This window comes from Polaromonas sp. YR568 (assembly GCF_943369675.1).
In the GTDB taxonomy this organism is placed as follows: domain Bacteria; phylum Pseudomonadota; class Gammaproteobacteria; order Burkholderiales; family Burkholderiaceae_C; genus Polaromonas.
Genome location: NZ_CALROB020000061.1, coordinates 14,541 through 30,801, shown reverse-complemented (window position 1 = coordinate 30,801; position 16,261 = coordinate 14,541). Strand labels below are relative to the sequence as shown.

The window sequence follows — 16,261 nt, the reverse complement described above, 5'->3', positions numbered from 1 at the left end:
GGCAAGGAAATGGTCATGCCAGGCGATAACGTGTCGATCACCGTCAAGCTGATCAACCCGATCGCCATGGAAGAGGGCTTGCGCTTCGCCATCCGCGAAGGCGGCAAGACCGTCGGCGCCGGCGTCGTTGCCAAGATCATTGCGTAATTGCGAGGTTTGATGGAGGGGTATAGCTCAATTGGCAGAGCGTCGGTCTCCAAAACCGAAGGTTGTAGGTTCGATTCCTACTGCCCCTGCCACCTGATGGTTGATGTGTATCGACGCTGAGGGTGGTTTGAAAAGTTAAAAAGCAAGCCCGCCGGGGGTCAAAACCCCAGGTGGGCTTAAGCGTCTGGAAAGACGCCCGAAGATTGAACAGGAAATCCGCCGACCATGGCCACTTCTCAAGTTGAAACCGTCAGTACCAGCGCCGACAAGGTCAAGCTGGGCGCGGCCGTCGCTCTGGTGCTGGGCTCGTTGGTGGGTTTTTACCTGCTGGCCAAGCAGGGCCAGGTGGCCCAGTGGGGCATCCTGATCGTCGGCCTGGTGGCTGCCGTGGCTGTTTTCATGTTGTCCGAGCCGGGCAAGCAGTTCGTGGCTTTCGGGCGCGATTCCTGGCGTGAGGTCAAAAAAGTCGTCTGGCCGGCCCGTCGTGAGGCCATCCAGATGACGGCTTACGTGTTCGGCTTTGTGGTGATCATGGCGCTGTTTTTGTGGTTTACGGACAAAACACTCGAATGGGTGTTTTACGACCTGCTCTTGGGATGGAAACGATAATGAGCGATCTGAACGGCACGGTAGTCAGCGAAGTGGCGGCGGGAACGTCCCTCACGCCGACGCCAGGCATGCAGTGGTATGTCGTCCATGCTTATTCCGGCATGGAAAAAGCGGTCGAACGCAATATCGTCGAACGCATCAACCGCGCGGGCATGCAGTCCAAGTTCGGCCGTTTCCTGGTGCCCACCGAAGAAGTGGTTGAGATCAAGAACGGACAGAAGAAGACGACGGAACGCCGCTTTTTCCCCGGTTACGTCCTGGTTGAGATGGTCATGGACGACGAAACCTGGCATCTGGTGAAGCACACCAACAAGGTCACCGGTTTTGTCGGCGGTGCCAAGAACCGCCCGGCCCCGATTTCCGAAGAAGACGTGCAGAAGATCGTCAGCCAGATGCAGGTCGGTACCGAGAAGCCGCGCCACAAGGTGGAGTTCGAAACGGGCGAATACGTCCGCGTCAAGGACGGCCCGTTCACCGACTTCAACGGAACGGTGGAAGAAGTCAATTACGACAAGAACAAGGTGCGTGTGTCGGTCACGATTTTCGGCCGCGCCACGCCGGTGGAACTGGAATTCAGCCAGATCGAAAAAACGTAATTTCGGTTCGGCAGTCAATTTCGCGCCTTGCAACTCGGCGCGGAACAGTCCTTGAGGGCTGTTTTTGAGTTGTGTAACCCCCGGGGAGCCCGGGCCTGCCCTTGTGGCGGCGCCCAGGCGTTATGACCCGCAAGGAGAAAAGTATGGCGAAAAAAATCGTCGGCTTCATCAAGCTGCAAGTGCCAGCTGGTAAGGCCAACCCGTCCCCCCCGATCGGCCCCGCGCTCGGTCAGCGTGGCCTGAACATCATGGAATTCTGCAAGGCATTCAATGCGCAGACCCAGGGTGTTGAGCCAGGTCTGCCGCTGCCTGTGGTGATCACGGCATTTGCCGACAAGAGCTTCACCTTCGTCATCAAGACGCCTCCCGCAGGCGTCCTGATCAAGAAGGCCATCAAGCTCGACAAGGGTTCGTCCACGCCGCACACGGTGAAGGTCGGCAAGATCTCCCGCGCACAGCTGGAAGAAATCGCCAAGACGAAAATGAAAGACATGACGGCTGCAGACCTCGACGCTGCAGTTCGCACGATTGCCGGTACGGCTCGCTCCATGGGCGTGTCGGTGGAGGGTGTTGTATGAGCAAGCTGACCAAACGCCAAAAGACTATCGGCGACAAGATCGACAGCAACAAGCTGTACGCCTTGCCCGAGGCCCTGGGCCTTGTAAAAGAATTCGCCGTCGCCAAATTCGATGAGTCCATCGACGTTGCCGTGCAGCTCGGCATCGACGCCAAGAAATCCGACCAGGTCGTTCGCGGCGCGGTTGTGTTGCCCAATGGCACCGGCAAGACCAAGCGTGTGGCCGTGTTTGCCCAAGGCGCCAAGGCTGAAGAAGCCAAGGCCGCCGGTGCGGACATCGTCGGCATGGACGATCTGGCTGCTGAAATCAAGGCAGGCAAGATGGACTTCGACGTCGTGATCGCTTCCCCCGATGCCATGCGCATCGTCGGTACCCTGGGCCAGGTGCTCGGCCCCCGCGGCCTGATGCCCAATCCCAAGGTTGGTACCGTCACGCCGGACGTCGCCCAGGCTGTGCGCAACGCGAAGGCCGGCCAGGTCCAGTTCCGTGTCGACAAGGCCGGTATCGTGCACGGCACTATCGGCCGCCGCTCGTTCGACACCGACAAGTTGCAGGGCAACTTGGCTGCGTTGATCGATGCGCTGCAAAAAGCAAAGCCGGCTTCGAGCAAGGGTGTGTATTTGAAGAAAGTGGCGGTTTCGTCCACGATGGGTGTGGGCGTTCGCGTCGACACGCAAACCATCGCAGCGTAATCGCGAAAATTTGAGCGGCCTCGCAAGGGCTGCTCGATGTGGTGGGCTGCCGGGGTTCGCTCCGGCAGGTCATCCAAGACCGTTGGCGCGGCAGGGCTTTTGGGCTTTGCCGCTTAATCGAAAGACAGCCAACGCAGATGGCGGTCCCGCTGCTTGAATGGTTTTGCAAAGAATCTGAAAACAGTTGGTCGCTGAATATGAGCGTGTTGAAGGGCGAGGGCCGGCGCAAGCAGGCAAGAACCCGACGGCACATTTTTAAGGAGTAGACCTTGAGTCTCAACCGCAGTGAGAAACAAGCCGTCATTGATGAAGTGACTGGCCTCGCCGCTAAAGCTCAAACGCTCGTGCTGGCGGAATACCGTGGTATCACGGTCGCTGACATGACCCGTCTGCGCAGCCAGGCCCGCGACAAAGGCGTGACCCTCAGTGTTCTGAAGAACACTCTGGCTCGCCGTGCCGTGGCCGGTAGCGCATTCGAAGTCGTGTCCGACCAGATGACCGGTCCGCTGATCTACGGCTTTTCCACAGATGCAGTAGCTGCCGCGAAAGTGGTATCTGACTTCGCCAAGACCAACGACAAGCTGGTCATTCGCGGTGGTGCATTCGGTGGCAAGACCCTGGACGTGAACGGCGTGAAGCAACTGGCCAACATCCCTTCCAAGGAAGTGTTGCTGGCCCAGGTGTGTGGCTTGCTGATGTCCCCCATTTCGCGTACGGCCGTTGTGCTGGGCGCGCTGGCGGCGAAAAAGGGCGGCGGCGAAGCCGAAGCCCCTGCAGCAGCTGAACCTGTAGCAGCGTAATTACCCAACTTTTTTAGGAAATCAAAATGGCATTCGATAAAGACGCATTTTTGACCGCGCTGGATAGCATGACGGTCCTCGAACTCAACGAACTGGTGAAATCCATCGAAGAGAAATTTGGCGTGAGCGCAGCCGCCATGGCCGCTCCTGCCGCTGCCGGCGGCGGCGGTGCCGCTGCTGCTGCTGAAGAGAAGACCGACTTCAACGTCGTGCTGCTCGAAGCTGGCGCCAACAAGGTGTCGGTCATCAAGGCAGTTCGCGAAATCACCGGCCTGGGCCTCAAGGAAGCCAAGGACCTGGTTGACGGCGCTCCAAAGAACGTCAAGGAAGGCGCTCCAAAGGCCGACGCAGAAGCTGCGAAGAAGAAGCTCGAAGACGCAGGCGCGAAAGTCGAACTCAAGTAATTCTTGGTGTTCGAGAAGGCTGGAAGACCTTAGTCGGGCTTCCAGCCTTTCGTGCTTCAAGGAGCACACCGAAAGCGGGTGTAAACCGCCCGTTTTTGAGTGCCCTTCGAATACCCGGCAAGCTTGCAGCCCGCCAGGTGTTTGGTAGAAGCACCGGAAAGCAGACTTAACCCGTCTGCTTTCCAGTGTTTTCTGACCCCGACTGCAGAAAACGCCTTGGTTCGGGTGACGTGCAATGCGTCACCGTCCGCCATGGTTGGTAGTGGCCAACCACCAAGCTGCCTGAATACGTGGTGTATTCGGGCACGAGAGTCGCCAGAGCCCATCAACGCGGAGAACTCATGGCCTATTCCTATACCGAACGTAAACGCATCCGCAAAAGCTTCGGCAACCGCGAAAGCGTGTTGACTGTTCCCTACTTGCTGCAAATGCAGAAGGATGCGTACACCGCATTCCTGCAAGCCGACCGCGCCCCCCAGAAGCGCACCATTGAAGGCCTGCAGGCGGCGTTTGACAACGCCTTCCCCATCGTCTCGCACAATGGTTTTGTCGAGATGAAATTTATCGAGTACAACCTGGCCAAGCCCGCCTTTGATGTGCGCGAGTGCCAGACCCGTGGACTCACATTCGCCTCGGCCGTGCGCGCCAAGGTGCAGCTGATCATTTATGACCGCGAATCATCCACGTCGCAGTCCAAGGTGGTCAAGGAAGTGAAAGAGCAGGAAGTCTACATGGGCGAAGTACCGCTCATGACCGACAAGGGCTCCTTCGTGATCAACGGGACCGAACGCGTGATCGTGTCCCAGTTGCACCGCTCCCCCGGCGTGTTCTTTGAACACGACAAGGGCAAAACCCACAGCTCGGGCAAGCTGCTGTTCTCGGCCCGCATCATCCCTTACCGCGGCTCCTGGCTCGACTTCGAGTTCGACCCGAAGGACGTGCTGTACTTCCGCGTCGACCGCCGCCGCAAGATGCCGGTCACCATCCTGCTCAAGGCTATCGGCCTGAACCCGGAATCCATCCTCGCGAACTTCTTCGTGTTCGACAACTTCCGCCTGATGGACAGCGGCGCGCAGATGGAATTCGTCGCCGAGCGCATGCGCGGTGAAGTGGCCCGCTTCGACATCACCGACAAGAACGGCAAGGTCGTTGTCGCCAAGGACAAGCGCATCACGGTTCGCCACACGCGCGAACTCGAACAAAGCACCACCACCACCATCAGCGTGCCGGAAGACTTTCTGGTCGGCCGCGTGGTCGCCAAGAACATCGTCGACGCCGAAACCGGTGAAATCATCGCCAAGGCCAATGACGAGCTGACCGAAGTGCTGCTGAAGAAGCTGCGCGTGGCCGGCGTGCAGGACCTGCAGGTGCTGTACACCAACGAACTCGACCAGGGCGCGTACATCTCGCAAACCCTGCGCGCCGATGAAACGGCCGACGAATTCGCAGCCCGCGTCGCGATCTACCGCATGATGCGCCCCGGCGAGCCGCCGACGGAAGACGCGGTGCAGGCCCTGTTCCAGCGCCTGTTCTACAACCCGGACACCTACGACCTGTCGCGCGTGGGCCGCATGAAGTTCAACGCCCGCGTCGGCCGCGACTCCTCCACCGGGCCCATGGTCATGACCAACGAGGACATCCTCGCCGTCGTCAAGATCCTGGTCGACCTGCGCAACGGCAACGGCGAAGTCGATGACATCGACCACCTCGGCAATCGCCGCGTGCGTTGTGTCGGCGAACTGGCCGAGAACCAGTACCGCACCGGCCTGGCACGTATCGAAAAAGCCGTGAAAGAGCGTCTGGGCCAGGCCGAGCAAGAGCCGTTGATGCCGCACGACCTGATCAACAGCAAGCCGATCTCCGCCGCCCTGAAGGAATTCTTCGGCGCATCGCAGCTGTCGCAGTTCATGGACCAGACCAACCCGCTGTCCGAGATCACCCACAAGCGCCGTGTTTCGGCCCTTGGCCCGGGCGGCTTGACCCGCGAACGCGCCGGTTTCGAAGTGCGCGACGTGCACGTGACCCATTACGGCCGCGTCTGCCCGATTGAAACCCCCGAAGGCCCGAACATCGGCCTGATCAACTCGCTGGCCCTGTACGCCCGCCTCAACGAGTACGGTTTCATCGAAACCCCGTACCGCCGTGTGGTGGACAGCAAGATCACCGACCAGATCGACTACCTGTCGGCCATCGAAGAAGGCAAGTACGTGATCGCCCAGGCCAATGCCCTGCTGGACGAGTCCGGCAAGCTGACCGGCGACCTGGTGTCGGCCCGTGAAAACGGCGAATCCGTGCTGGTCGGCGCAGAGCGCATCCAGTACATGGACGTGTCGCCCGCGCAGATCGTCTCGGTGGCCGCTTCCCTCGTGCCCTTCCTGGAACACGATGACGCCAACCGCGCGCTGATGGGCGCCAACATGCAGCGCCAGGCCGTGCCTGTGCTGCGTCCTGAAAAGGCCTTCGTCGGCACCGGCATCGAGCGCGTTTCCGCGGTCGACTCCGGCACCGTGGTGACGGCCAATCGCGGCGGTGTGGTCGACTACGTCGACGCCACCCGCATCGTGGTGCGCGTCAACGATGCGGAAGCCCTGGCCGGCGAAGTCGGCGTGGACATCTACAACCTGATCAAGTACCAGCGTTCCAACCAGAACACCAACATCCACCAGCGCCCCATCGTCAAGATGGGCGACAAGCTGGCCAAGGGTGACGTGATCGCCGACGGCGCATCGACGGACATCGGCGAGCTGGCCCTGGGCCAGAACATGCTGGTGGCTTTCATGCCCTGGAACGGCTACAACTTCGAGGATTCGATCCTGATCTCCGAGCGCGTGGTGGCTGAAGACCGCTACACCTCGATTCACATCGAAGAACTCGTCGTGATGGCCCGCGACACCAAGCTGGGCTCCGAAGAAATCACGCGCGACATTCCCAACCTGTCCGAGCAACAGCTCAACCGCCTTGACGAGTCCGGCATTATTTATGTCGGTGCCGAAGTCCAGCCGGGCGACACGCTGGTCGGCAAGGTCACGCCCAAGGGCGAGACCACGCTGACGCCGGAAGAAAAACTGCTGCGCGCCATCTTCGGCGAAAAAGCCAGCGACGTGAAAGACACCTCGCTGCGCGTGAGCCAGGGCTCGCAAGGCACCGTGATCGACGTGCAGGTCTTCACCCGTGAAGGCATTGTTCGCGACAAGCGCGCCCAGCAGATCATCGACGACGAACTCAAGCGCTTCCGCCTGGACCTGAACGACCAGCTGCGCATCGTCGAAGCCGACGCGTTCGACCGTATCGAAAAGATGCTGGTCGGCAAGGTCGCCAACGGCGGCCCGAAGAAGCTCGCCAAGGGCACCAAAATCGACAAGGCCTACCTGGCCGACGTTGAGAAATACCACTGGTTCGACATCCGCCCGGCGGAAGACGACCTGGCTACGCAGCTGGAAAGCGTGAAGAATGCCATGGAGCAGACGCGCCACAGCTTCGACCTGGCTTTCGAGGAAAAGCGCAAGAAGCTCACGCAGGGCGACGAGCTGCCGGCGGGCGTGCTGAAGATGGTCAAGGTCTACCTGGCCGTCAAGCGCCGCCTGCAACCCGGCGACAAGATGGCCGGCCGCCACGGCAACAAGGGTGTGGTGTCCAAGATCGTTCCGGTCGAAGACATGCCCTACATGGCCGACGGCACGCCGTGCGACATCGTGCTGAACCCGCTGGGCGTGCCATCGCGCATGAACGTGGGCCAGGTGCTTGAAGTCCACCTGGGCTGGGCCGCCAAGGGCCTGGGCCAGCGTATCGGCGACATGCTGCAAGCCGAAGCCAAGGTGGCCGAGCTGCGCAAGTTCATGGACACGCTGTACAACAAGTCCGGCCGCACCGAAGACCTGGCCAAGCTGTCCGACACCGACGTGCTCGAGATGGCCAGCAACCTGGCCACCGGCGTGCCTTTCGCGACGCCGGTGTTCGACGGTGCTTCGGAAGAAGACATCATGACCATGCTCAAGCTGGCCTACCCGGACGACATCGCCAAGCTCAAGGGCCTGACGGCGACGCGCACCCAGGCGCAGCTCTATGACGGACGCACGGGCGACCAGTTCGAGCGCACGACGACGGTCGGCTACATGCACGTCCTGAAGCTTCACCATCTGGTGGACGACAAGATGCACGCCCGTTCGACCGGCCCTTACAGCCTGGTCACGCAGCAGCCGCTGGGCGGCAAGGCGCAGTTCGGTGGACAGCGTTTCGGCGAGATGGAGGTCTGGGCGCTGGAAGCCTACGGTGCCGCCTACACGCTGCAGGAAATGCTCACCGTCAAGTCCGACGACGTGCAGGGCCGTACCAAGGTGTACGAGAGCATCGTCAAGGGCGAGCACGCGATCACGGCGGGCATGCCCGAGTCGTTCAACGTGCTGGTCAAGGAAATCCGTTCGCTCGGTATCGACATCGAGCTGGAACGCAGCTAATCAACAGGAAAGAAAAGGATTTAACTCATGAAATCATTACTCGACCTGTTCAAGCAATTCACGCCGGATGAGCATTTCGATGCCATCAAGATCGGCATGGCCTCGCCCGAGAAGATCCGTTCGTGGTCTTTCGGCGAAGTCAAGAAGCCTGAAACCATCAACTACCGCACCTTCAAGCCCGAGCGCGACGGTCTTTTTTGCGCCAAGATCTTTGGCCCCATCAAGGACTACGAATGCCTGTGCGGCAAGTACAAGCGCCTCAAGCACCGCGGTGTCATCTGCGAGAAGTGCGGCGTTGAAGTCACGCAGACCAAGGTTCGCCGCGAGCGCATGGGTCACATCGACCTGGCCGCACCGTGCGCGCACATCTGGTTCCTGAAGTCGCTGCCGTCGCGCCTGGGCCTGGTGCTCGACATGACGCTGCGCGACATCGAACGCGTGCTGTACTTTGAAGCATATGTGGTGACCGACCCCGGCATGACCCCGCTGAAGAAATTCAGCATCATGTCGGAAGACGACTACGACGCCAAGCGTAAAGAGTACGGCGACGAGTACACCGCCAAGATGGGCGCCGAAGGCATCAAGGACCTGCTCGAAGGGCTGGACCTGGACGTCGAAATCGACAAGCTGCGCAACGACCTGACCGGCTCCGAAATCAAGATCAAGAAAAACGCCAAGCGCTTGAAATTGATGGAAGCGTTCAAGAAGTCCGGCATCAAGCCGGGCTGGATGGTGCTCGACGTGCTGCCCGTGCTGCCGCCGGACCTGCGTCCGCTGGTGCCGCTGGACGGCGGCCGCTTCGCGACCTCCGACCTGAACGACCTGTACCGCCGCGTCATCAACCGCAACTCGCGCCTGCGCCGCCTGCTGGAGCTGAAGGCCCCTGAAATCATCGCGCGCAACGAAAAGCGCATGCTGCAGGAAGCCGTCGATTCGCTGCTGGACAACGGCCGCCGCGGCAAGGCCATGACGGGCGCCAACAAGCGCGCGCTGAAGTCCCTGGCCGACATGATCAAGGGCAAGTCAGGCCGTTTCCGCCAGAATTTGCTGGGCAAACGCGTCGACTACTCCGGCCGTTCCGTGATTACCGTGGGCCCGACGCTCAAGCTGCACCAGTGCGGCTTGCCCAAGCTGATGGCGCTGGAACTGTTCAAGCCTTTCATCTTCGCGCAGCTCGAGAGCCGCGGCATCGCCACGACCATCAAGGCCGCCAAGAAGGAAGTTGAATCCGGCACGCCGGTGGTGTGGGACATCCTGGAAGAGGTCATCAAGGAACACCCCGTGATGCTGAACCGTGCACCCACACTGCACCGTCTCGGCATCCAGGCCTTTGAGCCCATCCTGATCGAAGGCAAGGCCATCCAGCTTCACCCGCTCGTCTGCTCGGCCTTCAACGCCGACTTCGACGGCGACCAGATGGCCGTCCACGTGCCGCTGTCGGTGGAAGCGCAGATGGAAGCCCGCACCCTGATGCTGGCTTCGAACAACATCCTGTTCCCCGCCAGCGGCGAGCCCTCCATCGTTCCTTCGCAGGACGTTGTGCTGGGCCTGTACTACACGACGCGCGACCGTACCAACGGCAAGGGCGAAGGCCTGGTGTTCTCGGACACCGGTGAAGTGCGCCGCGCGTTCGACGCGGGCGAGCTCGACCTGAACGCCCGCATCAGCGTGCGCCTGACCGAGTACACCAAGGACAAGGAAACCAAGGAGTTCGTGCCTTCGACCAAGCTGTGGGAAACCACCGGCGGCCGCGCACTGCTCTCCGAAATCCTGCCCAAGGGCCTGCCTTTCTCCAACATCAACAAGGCGTTGAAGAAGAAGGAAATCTCCAAGCTCATCAACGTGTCTTTCCGCAAGTGCGGATTGAAAGAGACCGTGGTGTTCGCCGACAAGCTGCTGCAGTCGGGCTTCCGCCTGGCGACCAAGGCCGGCATCTCGATCTGCATCGACGACATGCTGATCCCCAAGGAAAAGCCCGCCATCATTGCGCGCGCCCAGAAGGAAGTCAAAGAGATCGAGCAGCAGTATGTCTCGGGTCTGGTGACCTCCGGCGAGCGTTACAACAAGGTGGTCGACATCTGGGGCAAGTCCGGCGACGAAGTGTCCAAGGTGATGATGGCCCAGCTCTCGAAAGAGAAGGTCATCGACCGCAACGGCAAGGAAGTCGAGCAGGAATCCTTCAACTCCATCTACATGATGGCCGACTCCGGCGCCCGCGGTTCCGCGGCGCAGATTCGCCAGGTTGCCGGTATGCGCGGTTTGATGGCCAAGCCCGACGGCTCCATCATCGAAACGCCGATTACCGCCAACTTCCGCGAAGGCCTGAACGTGCTGGAGTACTTCATCTCCACTCACGGTGCCCGTAAGGGTCTGGCCGACACGGCACTGAAAACCGCCAACTCCGGTTACCTGACACGCCGCCTGTGCGACGTGGTGCAGGATCTGGTCGTGACGCAGGACGACTGCGGCACGACCGATGGCTCGGTGATGCGCGCCATCGTCGAGGGTGGCGAGGTTATTGAATCGCTGCGCGACCGTATCCTCGGCCGCACCGCGGTTGAAGACGTGCTGCACCCCGAGAACCGCTCGGTGCTGGCCAAGTCCGGCGTCATGCTGGATGAGGACCTGATCGAAGAGCTCGAGGCAGCCGGTGTCGACGAAGTGAAAGTGCGCACCGCACTGACCTGCGAAACGCGCTTCGGCCTGTGCGCCAAGTGCTATGGCCGCGATCTGGGCCGTGGCGGCCTGATCAATATCGGCGAAGCGGTCGGTATCATCGCCGCGCAGTCGATCGGCGAGCCCGGCACGCAGCTGACGATGCGTACCTTCCACATCGGCGGCGCCGCATCGCGCGCAGCCATCGCCTCCAGCGTGGAAGCCAAGTCCAACGGCGTGATCGGTTTCAACGCACCGATGCGCTATGTGACCAACAGCAAGGGCGAACTGGTCGTGATCGCCCGTTCCGGCGAGATCGTCATCCATGACGAACACGGCCGCGAGCGCGAACGCCACAAGGTGCCGTACGGCGCGATCCTGGCGGTGAAAGCCGACCAGACCATCAAGGCCGGCGCCATTCTGGCCAACTGGGATCCGCTGACGCGCCCCATCATTACCGAGTTCGCCGGCAAGGTGGCCTTCGAGAATGTGGAAGAAGGCGTGACGGTTGCCAAGCAGGTTGACGATGTGACGGGCCTGTCCACCCTGGTGGTGATCGATCCGAAACGCCGCGGCGCCACGAAGGTGATCCGCCCGCAGGTCAAGCTGATCGATGCCGCCGGCCACGAAGTCAAGATTCCCGGCACCGATCACTCGGTGACGATCGGCTTCCAGGTGGGTGCGCTGGTTCAGGTGCGCGACGGCCAGGACGTGGGTCCCGGCGAAGTGCTGGCCCGTATCCCGATCGAAGGCCAGAAAACCCGCGACATTACCGGCGGTCTGCCGCGTGTGGCCGAGTTGTTCGAAGCCCGTACGCCGAAAGACAAGGGCACACTGGCCGAGATGACCGGTACCGTGTCCTTCGGTAAAGAGACCAAAGGCAAGGTTCGCCTGCAGATCACCGATCCTGAAGGCAAGGTCTGGGAAGACCTGGTTCCGAAGGAAAAGAACATCCTGGTGCACGAAGGCCAGGTGGTCAACAAGGGCGAATCGATTGTGGACGGCCCGGCCGACCCGCAAGACATCCTGCGCCTGCTGGGCATGGAAGAGCTGGCCCGCTACATCGTCGACGAAGTGCAGGACGTTTATCGCCTGCAGGGCGTGAAGATCAACGACAAGCACATCGAAGTGATTGTTCGCCAGATGCTGCGCCGCGTGGTCGTTGAAAACGTGGGTGACTCCAGCTACATCGCCGGCGAGCAGGTCGAGCGCTCGGTCATCCTGGACGCCAACGACGCCCTGCGCGCCGACGGCAAGATCCCCGCAACGTTCAGCAACTTGCTGCTCGGTATCACCAAGGCATCGCTGTCGACCGATTCGTTCATCTCCGCGGCTTCCTTCCAGGAAACCACCCGCGTGCTCACCGAGGCTGCCATCATGGGCAAGCGCGACGAGCTGCGCGGCCTGAAAGAGAACGTGATCGTCGGCCGCCTGATCCCTGCCGGCACCGGCATGGCCTACCACGAGGCACGCAAAGCCAAGGACCAGATGGACGACGCCGAGCGCCGCGCTATCGCCGAAGCCGAAGCCGCCGAGCTGGAAGCCATGCCCGTCGCAGCCGAAGCCGGCAACGACAGCCCTGCTTCCGAATAAGCAGCGACACGCTCACGGCGCCCTGAAAGGCGCCCGGCCCCACATCCCGCAAAGGATGTGGGGCTTTTTTTTGGGGGCGCCTGCCGCGTGGGCGCCACACCGGGCCAATGCTCGGCTTGCCGGTCCGGCCCAAAAGCAGTTAACCTCGCGCAACCGCCGGCGAGCCCAGTGCCTCCGGTGCCCCTCAGCATCAAGGAGTCCCATGTCCCTCAGTACGCTTGTCGCCATCGCCGTGTTCGCCTTGCTGGTCTTCTGGGCCGTGGGCGCCTACAACCGGCTGGTGCGGCTTAAAAACATCATTGCCAATGCCTTCGGCCAGATCGACGTGCAGCTCAAGCGCCGTTACGACCTGATCCCCAACCTGGTGGAGGCCGCCAAAAAATACCTGCAGCATGAGCAAAGCACGCTAGAGGCCGTGATACTGGCGCGCAACCAGGCGCGCAGCGCCAGCGATGCGGTGCGCAGCCGGCCCGCCAATGCCGGCGCCGTGACCGCGCTGGCCGCCGCCGAGCAGGCGCTGGACGGCAGCCTGGGCCGCCTCTTCGCCGTGGCCGAGGCTTATCCCGAACTCAAGGCCGACCAGACGATCCGCGAACTCAGCGAAGAACTCACCAGCACCGAAAACAAGGTCGGCTTCGCACGCCAGGCGTATAACGACGCCGTGCTGGACTACAACAATGCGCAGGGCCAGTTCCCGGCCGTGATGATCGCGCGCACCTTTGGTTTTGCGCCTTCGGCCATGCTGAGGTCCACCGAGAGCGCCGTGGAGCGCCAGGCCGTACGTATTCAAATGTAGTGGTGGCGCGATGGTTTGTTTATTGCCGGCCTGGGCCTGATGCGCTTCTTTGACAGGCAGGAAACCGCCCGCGCCCAGACGCTGCGGCTCCTGCTGCTGTTTGGACTGACGCTGGTCGCCTTGTTGCTGGCCGTCAATGGGGCTCTGGCGCTGGCTTGGCGCATTGTCACGCCGGGCTTCAGCGGCTATCCGGCCTATTTTTTCACCGTCAACACCTCAATGACTCTGCTGTTCGTACTGGGCGGCTGGTGGCTGGAGACTTCCGCGTTGAGCAGCGGCGGCGAGGCGCTGGCGCGCCGCGTGGGTGCGCGCGAAGCCTGGCCCGCCAGCCGGGAGGCCGAGCAGAAGCTGTGCAACATCGTGGATGAGCTGGCCATTGCCGCCAGCATGAAGCCCCCCATGGCCATGGTGCTGCCGCGCCTGGACGCCATCAATGCCTTTGCCGCGGGCTGGGGCGGTGACGACGCGGTCATCGCCGTCACGCAGGGGGCGCTCGACAAGCTCACGCGCGACGAACTCCAGGGCCTGGTGGCGCACGAACTGAGCCACCTGCGCGAAGGCGACACGCGCCTGAACATGCGGCTGGCGGGCATGGTGTTCGGGCTGGAGATGATCTTCAACCTGGGCCGCAGCATGTGCGATGCCGACGGGAACGGCCAGCGCTCCTTCCTCGTCTTGCCCGGGCTTCCCATTCTCGTCACGGGCTCGCTAGGGTGGCTCGCGGGGCGCGCGCTCAAGGCGGCGATCTCGCGCCAGCGCGAGTTCCTGGCCGATGCGCGCGCCGTGCAGTTCACGCGTAGCCGGGAAGGGCTGGGCGGTGTGCTGCGCAAGGTGGCCGGTGAGGAAGAGGAGGGGATGGCGCCTTCACGCAGCCTGCATCCGGCGGTGCAGCACATGCTGCTGGTCGATGCCCGCGACCGGGGCCGCTGGTTCGCCAGCCATCCGCCGCTGTCCGAGCGCATCGTCCAGATCTACGGACGGCCCATGGCGGCGCTGTCCATGCGGGACGAACTGCCGACGCGGCCTGACGCCATCTTTTGAAGCCGGTGATGCCAACAATGATCTGGTGCCAAGCACATCACCAATGGTTCGAATGCCGGTGAGGACGCAGAGCATTGAAGTACTGGATACTCCCTATAGGGTGCCGGGAGCACCGCGTTAAATTGTCAGTTGAAGATACAACCGGCGTTTGAACCCGCCAGGAGAAAAGAACCATGAAAATCCCACGACTCGCCAAACTCAGCTTGCCGCTGCTCTGCCTCGCCCTCAGCCCGCTGGCGCTGGCGCAAACCAAGGAAGCGCTGTACACAAAAAGCCTCGCTGCCACCTGCGCCAACTGCCACGGCACCAACGGCAAGGTGGTCGAGGGTTCCCAGGTCACCTCGCTGGCCGGCCTCGACAAAGGCTACATCGTCGCGCAGATGAATGCGTTCAAGACCGGCACGCGGCCGGCCACGGTGATGCACCAGATCAGCAAGGGTTTCAACGACGCGCAGATCGAGTCGCTGGCCGGCTACTTCGCCGCGCAAAAGAAGTAAGGACGACGACACCATGAACAAGCCTCTTTCATACCGTTCCGTATCCCTGGCCGGCTTCAAGCGCCGTTCCTTCCTGCAATCCACGGCCGCCCTGAGTTTGCTGGGCCTGGCCGGCTGCGCCAGCACCGCCGTGCCGTCCAAGGCCAAGGTGGTGGTGATAGGCGGCGGCTACGGCGGCGCCACCGCCGCCAAGTATGTGCGCCTGCTGTCCGACCACACCATCGACGTGGTGCTGATCGAGCCGCAGGATGCCTTCATCTCCTGCCCCATCTCCAACCTGGTGCTCAGCGGCGGCAAGCAGATGGCGGACATCACGAGTTCCTACGCAAGCCTGTCGCGCGCCCACGGCATCACAGTGGTGAAAGACTACGCCAGCGCCATCGACACCGCGAAAAAAACCGTCACCTTGGCCGGCGGCGCCACCATCGCCTATGACAAGCTGGTCGTCTCGCCGGGCGTGGAGCTGATGTTCGGCAGCATCGAAGGACTGAAGGCCGCCAACGACTCCGGCCAGGTCCTGCAGGCCTGGAAGGCCGGCGCGGAAACCCTGGCGCTGCGCCGGCAACTGGAAGCCATGCCCGACGGCGGCGTTTACGCCATCACGATTCCCGAGGCGCCTTACCGCTGCCCGCCCGGCCCTTATGAGCGCGCCTCCGTCATCGCCGGTTACTTCAAGGCGGCCAAACCGCGCAGCAAGGTGCTGATCCTCGACGCGAACCCCGACGTCACCTCCAAAGGGCCGCTGTTCAAAAAGGTCTGGGCCGAGCAGTACAAGGGCATCGTCGAATACCGCGGCCAGCACAAGGCCACGGCGGTCGATGCCAAGGCCGGCATCATCAAGTTCGACGTGCAGGACGACGTGAAAGCCAATGTGCTCAATGTGCTGCCCGCGATGCGCGCCGGCACCATCGCCGTGCAGGCGGGCCTGAACAACCAGGCCAACAACCGCTGGTGCGGCGTCAATTACCTGACGTTTGAATCCACCGCCGCCAAAGACGTGCACGTGCTGGGCGATTCCATCCAGGTGGCGCCCGCCATGCCCAAAAGCGGCCACATGGCCAACAACCACGGCAAGGTCGCGGCCGCCGCCATCGTGGCCCAGCTTTCGGGCTGGGACGTCAACCCCGCGCCCATGCTGACCAACACCTGCTACAGCTTTGTCGACAACAAGAACGTGATCCACGTGGCCAGCGTGCATGAGTACGTCGTTGCCGAAAAAACCTTCAAGGCCGTTGCCGGCTCCGGCGGCGTCAGCACCGGGCCCACCGAGCTGGAAGGCGTCTATGCATTGAATTGGGCCAGCAACATTTGGGCTGACACGCTCAGTTAGCCCCACGGTCGTTCGCTTCGCGTAACTCCCTGCCCCCGAGGGGCCGCTGCGCCTGCGGCCCGGCAAAGC

Annotated in this window: 12 protein-coding genes, 1 tRNA gene and 1 pseudogene; all 14 read left to right on the top strand. The window is 62.0% G+C overall.

Annotated features, from left to right (window positions below):
* Positions 1–147 (top strand): annotated as a pseudogene (gene tuf / locus ACLV8F_RS22795) (elongation factor Tu); the annotation flags it as partial.
* A 16-nt stretch (positions 148–163) separates the two neighbouring features.
* Positions 164–239, top strand: a tRNA-Trp gene (locus ACLV8F_RS22790).
* A 133-nt stretch (positions 240–372) separates the two neighbouring features.
* Entirely contained in the window at positions 373–756 is a 384-nt protein-coding gene (gene secE / locus ACLV8F_RS22785) for a preprotein translocase subunit SecE (protein ID WP_411886477.1), read from the top strand.
* A gap of 68 nt (positions 757–824) precedes the next feature.
* The gene (gene nusG / locus ACLV8F_RS22780; RefSeq protein ID WP_228778638.1) at positions 825–1,352 is read left to right on the top strand and encodes a transcription termination/antitermination protein NusG; all 528 of its coding nucleotides are present in this window, start codon (positions 825–827) and stop codon (positions 1,350–1,352) included.
* A gap of 143 nt (positions 1,353–1,495) precedes the next feature.
* The gene (gene rplK / locus ACLV8F_RS22775) at positions 1,496–1,930 is read left to right on the top strand and encodes a 50S ribosomal protein L11 (protein WP_007871338.1); all 435 of its coding nucleotides are present in this window, start codon (positions 1,496–1,498) and stop codon (positions 1,928–1,930) included.
* Complete coding sequence (gene rplA, locus ACLV8F_RS22770; protein ID WP_341909990.1) at positions 1,927–2,622, top strand: 50S ribosomal protein L1; 696 nt, start codon at positions 1,927–1,929, stop codon at positions 2,620–2,622. Before rplK ends, rplA begins: the two co-directional genes overlap by 4 nt.
* A gap of 269 nt (positions 2,623–2,891) precedes the next feature.
* A complete protein-coding gene (gene rplJ, locus ACLV8F_RS22765; RefSeq protein WP_411886476.1) occupies positions 2,892–3,422 on the top strand; it encodes a 50S ribosomal protein L10 in 531 nt (176 codons plus the stop codon).
* A gap of 26 nt (positions 3,423–3,448) precedes the next feature.
* Positions 3,449–3,826, top strand: coding sequence for a 50S ribosomal protein L7/L12 (gene rplL / locus ACLV8F_RS22760; RefSeq protein ID WP_411886475.1), 378 nt, complete (start codon positions 3,449–3,451; stop codon positions 3,824–3,826).
* 341 nt (positions 3,827–4,167) lie between these two features.
* A complete protein-coding gene (gene rpoB, locus ACLV8F_RS22755) occupies positions 4,168–8,280 on the top strand; it encodes a DNA-directed RNA polymerase subunit beta (protein WP_411886474.1) in 4,113 nt (1,370 codons plus the stop codon).
* Between the two features lie 27 nt (positions 8,281–8,307).
* Positions 8,308–12,528 (top strand): DNA-directed RNA polymerase subunit beta', encoded by a 4,221-nt coding sequence (gene rpoC, locus ACLV8F_RS22750; protein ID WP_411886473.1) that lies wholly within the window; start codon positions 8,308–8,310, stop codon positions 12,526–12,528.
* Positions 12,529–12,730: 202 nt separating this feature from the next.
* On the top strand, positions 12,731–13,324 hold the full coding sequence (locus ACLV8F_RS22745) for a LemA family protein (protein WP_411886472.1): 594 nt from the start codon (positions 12,731–12,733) through the stop codon (positions 13,322–13,324).
* 39 nt (positions 13,325–13,363) lie between these two features.
* Positions 13,364–14,365, top strand: coding sequence for a M48 family metalloprotease (locus ACLV8F_RS22740; protein ID WP_411886478.1), 1,002 nt, complete (start codon positions 13,364–13,366; stop codon positions 14,363–14,365).
* Positions 14,366–14,538: 173 nt separating this feature from the next.
* Positions 14,539–14,862: a c-type cytochrome gene (locus tag ACLV8F_RS22735; protein ID WP_411886471.1), complete on the top strand. Its 324-nt coding sequence runs from the start codon at positions 14,539–14,541 to the stop codon at positions 14,860–14,862.
* Positions 14,863–14,875: 13 nt separating this feature from the next.
* The gene (locus tag ACLV8F_RS22730) at positions 14,876–16,192 is read left to right on the top strand and encodes an NAD(P)/FAD-dependent oxidoreductase (protein ID WP_411886470.1); all 1,317 of its coding nucleotides are present in this window, start codon (positions 14,876–14,878) and stop codon (positions 16,190–16,192) included.
* Positions 16,193–16,261: the final 69 nt, after the last annotated feature.

Bases quoted from the DNA above. Each gene is read 5' to 3' on its own strand.
- rplK (WP_007871338.1), top strand. From the start codon at position 1,496: ATGGCGAAAAAAATCGTCGGCTTCATCAAGCTGCAAGTGCCAGCTGGT.
- ACLV8F_RS22735 (WP_411886471.1), top strand. From the start codon at position 14,539: ATGAAAATCCCACGACTCGCCAAACTCAGCTTGCCGCTGCTCTGCCTC.
- rplL (WP_411886475.1), top strand. From the start codon at position 3,449: ATGGCATTCGATAAAGACGCATTTTTGACCGCGCTGGATAGCATGACG.
- rpoB (WP_411886474.1), top strand. From the start codon at position 4,168: ATGGCCTATTCCTATACCGAACGTAAACGCATCCGCAAAAGCTTCGGC.
- ACLV8F_RS22745 (WP_411886472.1), top strand. From the start codon at position 12,731: ATGTCCCTCAGTACGCTTGTCGCCATCGCCGTGTTCGCCTTGCTGGTC.
- rplA (WP_341909990.1), top strand. From the start codon at position 1,927: ATGAGCAAGCTGACCAAACGCCAAAAGACTATCGGCGACAAGATCGAC.
- secE (WP_411886477.1), top strand. From the start codon at position 373: ATGGCCACTTCTCAAGTTGAAACCGTCAGTACCAGCGCCGACAAGGTC.
- ACLV8F_RS22740 (WP_411886478.1), top strand. From the start codon at position 13,364: ATGCGCTTCTTTGACAGGCAGGAAACCGCCCGCGCCCAGACGCTGCGG.
- rpoC (WP_411886473.1), top strand. From the start codon at position 8,308: ATGAAATCATTACTCGACCTGTTCAAGCAATTCACGCCGGATGAGCAT.
- ACLV8F_RS22730 (WP_411886470.1), top strand. From the start codon at position 14,876: ATGAACAAGCCTCTTTCATACCGTTCCGTATCCCTGGCCGGCTTCAAG.
- nusG (WP_228778638.1), top strand. From the start codon at position 825: ATGCAGTGGTATGTCGTCCATGCTTATTCCGGCATGGAAAAAGCGGTC.